This is a genomic window from Tepidimonas sp. (genome assembly GCF_029335975.1).
Taxonomy (GTDB): Bacteria; Pseudomonadota; Gammaproteobacteria; order Burkholderiales; family Burkholderiaceae_C; genus Tepidimonas.
Genome location: NZ_JARJMT020000053.1, coordinates 1 through 3,608, shown reverse-complemented (window position 1 = coordinate 3,608; position 3,608 = coordinate 1). Strand labels below are relative to the sequence as shown.

4 protein-coding genes are annotated in these 3,608 nt (G+C 67.2%); 2 read left to right on the top strand and 2 right to left on the bottom strand.

Annotated elements, in window-relative coordinates; all coding sequences use genetic code 11:
• Window positions 1-567: 5'-nucleotidase C-terminal domain-containing protein (locus P3W97_RS02820; protein ID WP_300843580.1), on the top strand; the 567-nt coding region annotated here is incomplete at its 5' end.
• A gap of 116 nt (window positions 568-683) precedes the next feature.
• A complete protein-coding gene (gene serS, locus P3W97_RS02815) occupies window positions 684-2,003 on the top strand; it encodes a serine--tRNA ligase (RefSeq protein ID WP_300843579.1) in 1,320 nt (439 codons plus the stop codon).
• Window positions 2,004-2,009: 6 nt separating this feature from the next.
• On the opposite strand, the gene gloA is transcribed toward serS, so the two are convergent.
• Both gloA and P3W97_RS02805 read right to left on the bottom strand, forming a co-directional pair.
• Entirely contained in the window at window positions 2,010-2,423 is a 414-nt protein-coding gene (gene gloA, locus P3W97_RS02810) for a lactoylglutathione lyase (protein ID WP_300843576.1), read from the bottom strand.
• Between the two features lie 18 nt (window positions 2,424-2,441).
• The coding region (locus P3W97_RS02805; RefSeq protein ID WP_300843573.1) for a DEAD/DEAH box helicase at window positions 2,442-3,608 on the bottom strand (1,167 nt) is incomplete at its 5' end.

Here is a 3,608-nt window from a genome sequence, read left to right as displayed (position 1 = left end):
GTCACCGAAGGTCTGCTGTACCGTCGCGGCAACTTCAACGGATCGTGGGATCAGCTCATCCTGGATGCGTTGATGGAGGTCAAGGGGGCAGATGCGGCCTTCTCGCCGGGCGTGCGCTGGGGCACCAGTCTGCTGCCGGGCGACGTGATCACCTACGAGCGCATGATGGACCAGATGGCCTTGACTTATCCGGCCACCACGCTCAGCGAGTTCACGGGGGCCCAGATCAAAGAGATCATGGAAGATGTGGCCGACAACTTGTTCAACCCCGATCCGTATTACCAGCAAGGCGGCGACATGGTGCGCGTCGGTGGCATTCAATACACCATCGACCCGACTGCACCCATGGGTCAGCGTATCCAGAACCTCAGCCTCAAGGGCAAGCCCCTGGCCGCGGACAAGACCTACAAGGTGGCGGGCTGGGCATCGGTGCAAGAGGGCGTGACGGGCACCCCGATCTGGGACGTGGTCGCGGGTTATCTGCGCGACAAAAAGGTCATCAAACCCGTCCAGATCAACCAGCCCAAGATCATCAACGTCGGCGGCAACCCGGGCCTGGCGGCCTGAACGGCGCGCGCCGAGTGGCTGTGATCAAGCCCGCTTCGGCGGGCTTTTGTGTTTGCGGCCCCTTGCCCATCCCCGGGGGGCGCCAGGTGCGCTGGCCCGCCTACAATGACGCCACTATGCTCGATATCGCTACCCTGCGCCGCGACCTCGACGCCGTCGTCGCGCGGCTTCAGACCCGCAAGCATCCCCAACCCTATCTCGATGTCGCGGCTTTCACGGCGCTCGAAAACGAGCGCAAGGCCCTGCAGGTCCGTACCGAGGAGCTGCAGGCCCGCCGCAACAGCCTGTCCAAGCAGATCGGCGCCCTCAAGGGCAAGGGCCAGCATGCCGAGGCCGAGACCGCGATGGCCGAGGTTGCGCAGATCAAGGTCGCGCTGGAAGCCTCCGCCGCGCGGCTCGAGCAGATCCAAACCGAATTGCAGACCCTGCTGCTGGCGGTGCCCAATCTGCCGCAGCCGGAGGTGCCCGTCGGTCCGGATGAAAGCGGCAATGTGGAGTTGCGCCGTTGGAGTCCCGCCGCTGGCTTGGGTGGCTCACCCACCGCACTACCGTTTGAGCCGCGGGATCATGTGGCCCTGGGCGAGCGCCTGGGGCTGGACTTCGAGACCGCAGCCAAGCTCAGCGGCGCACGCTTTGCCGTGCTGCGCGGGCCGATCGCGCGTCTGCACCGGGCGCTGGCGCAGCTGATGCTCGACGTGCAAACCCGCGAGCATGGCTACACCGAGTGCTATACCCCCTACATCGTCAATGCGCAGACTCTGCGCGGCACGGGCCAGCTCCCCAAGTTCGAGGCTGACTTGTTTGCGGCCAAAAAAGGGGGGGCCGAGGGCGATGAAGAGGCCATGTATCTGATCCCCACCAGCGAGGTGACCCTGACCAATTTTGTGCGCGATACCATCCTGGCCGAGTCCGATCTGCCGATTCGCTTGACCGCCCACACGCCGTGCTTTCGCTCCGAGGCCGGGGCGGCGGGACGGGATACGCGCGGCCTGATCCGCCAGCACCAGTTCGACAAGGTCGAGATGGTGCAGATCGTGCACCCGCAGCACAGCCAGGCGGCGCTGGAGGAGATGACCGGCCACGCCGAAGCGATCCTGCAGCGCCTGGGCCTGCCGTACCGGGTGGTGCTGCTGTGCACCGGCGACATGGGGTTTGGCGCCGCGCGCACGCACGACCTGGAGGTGTGGCTGCCGGCGCAGGGCACCTATCGCGAGATCAGCTCTGTGAGCAACTGCGGCGACTTCCAGGCGCGGCGCCTGCAGGCGCGTTTTCGCAACGCGCAGGGCAAGACGGAACTGGTGCACACCCTCAATGGCTCGGGCCTGGCGGTCGGGCGGGCGCTGGTGGCGGTGCTGGAAAACTACCAGAACGCAGACGGCACCATCACGGTGCCGCAGGCGCTGCGGCCCTACCTCGGCGGCGCCGAGCGGCTGTGACCGCGGTCAGCGCAGCCCTGCCCCTGCGGCACCGAAGTCGCGCTGGATCAGCTCGATTTTGTAGCCGTCGGGGTCGGTGACGAAGGCGATCACCGTCGTGCCGCCCTTGACCGGGCCGGGTTCGCGCGTGATCGTGCCACCTGCGGCGCGGATGCGCTCGCACGCCGCGTACACATCTGGCACCCCGATGGCGATGTGGCCATAGGCCGTGCCCATCTCGTACTTGTCCACGCCCCAGTTGTAGGTCAGCTCGATCTCGGCCTGGCCAGGGTTGCCGCCCTCAAAGCCCAGAAACGCGAGCGTGTACCTGTACTCCGGGTTTTCGGAGGTGCGCAGCAGCTGCATGCCGAGCACCTGGGTGTAGAAAGCGATGGAGCGCTGCAGGTCACCGACCCGCAGCATGGTGTGGAGGATGCGCATGGGGGACTCCCGTTGGCGTCACTGAATGCGGCCAAAACTGGTGCGCAGGGGGTCGATGCCTCCCCCCCCGCCCTTGCCCCCGCCACGGTTTTTGTTGCGGTTGCGGCGGCCGCGGTCGTTCAAGGCATCGATGCCAGTGCGCAGCGGGTCTGGCTGGCGTGCGGCTGCCGTTGGCTGGGGTTTGTTGCGGCTCGGCTGGGCTGCGCCCCCGGCGGCGCCAGCGCCGCCGGGGCCTTTGGCCTTGCTGCGGCGGCGACGGCTGCGGTTGCGCCGTTCTTCGGTGTCGATGCGCACGCGCGTTTCCCCAGCGACGCCCCTGTCGCCATTTTGCGCGTCCGACGGCGCCTGGTCATGGCGCTCGGACTGCTCTGCCGATTCGGCGGCTGACGAGGCTTTCGCCGTGGGAGCGGCCTTGCGGGCACGCATGCGGTCGAGCATGTCGCGCCGGGCCGCCCTGGCTGCGGCGGCCATGACTTCGCGGCTGGGCGGCTTGCCAGCGCCGCCCCACAGTACCTGCCGGCCCATGGCGATGGGTTCGGCCTTCTCTGTGGGCTCGGGCATGAACTCCGGCAGCACCTGCACCGGGATCTGCTGGCCCGTGAAGCGCTCGATGGCCATCATCCAGCCTTCTTCGTCGAGGCTGACAAAGCTGAGTGCCTCGCCCTCGGCGCCGGCGCGGCCGGTGCGGCCGATGCGGTGCACATAATCTTCGGGCACATTGGGGATGTCGTAGTTGACGACGTGCGGCAGCTCCTCGATGTCGATGCCGCGCGCGGCGATATCGGTGGCCACCAGCACGCGCAGCTGCCCGCTCTTGAAGCCGTCCAGCGCCTGGGTGCGCGCGGTCTGACTCTTGTTGCCGTGCAACGCCATGGCGCTGATGCCGTGTTCGTTGAGGAACTGCGCCACCTGGTTGGCACCGAACTTGGTGCGTGTAAACACCAGCACCTGGTTCCAGCCGTTGCCGTCCAGCAGGTGCTTGAGCAGCGCCATCTTCTTGGTGCGACCCACGGGGTGGATGGTCTGGCGGATGCGCTGCACCGTGGTGTTGGGTGGCGTGACCTGGATGTGCCGCGGCTCGCGCAGCAGGCTGGCGGCCAGCGCCTTGATCTCGTCGCTGAAGGTGGCCGAAAACAGCAGGCTCTGCTTGTTGGCCGGCAGCAGCGCCAGCACCTTGCGCACGTC

What these genes read in the sequence shown, in the direction of transcription:
- serS (WP_300843579.1), top strand. Translation starts at nt 684, where the DNA reads ATGCTCGATATCGCTACCCTGCGCCGCGACCTCGACGCCGTCGTCGCG.
- gloA (WP_300843576.1), bottom strand. Translation starts at nt 2,423, where the DNA reads ATGCGCATCCTCCACACCATGCTGCGGGTCGGTGACCTGCAGCGCTCC.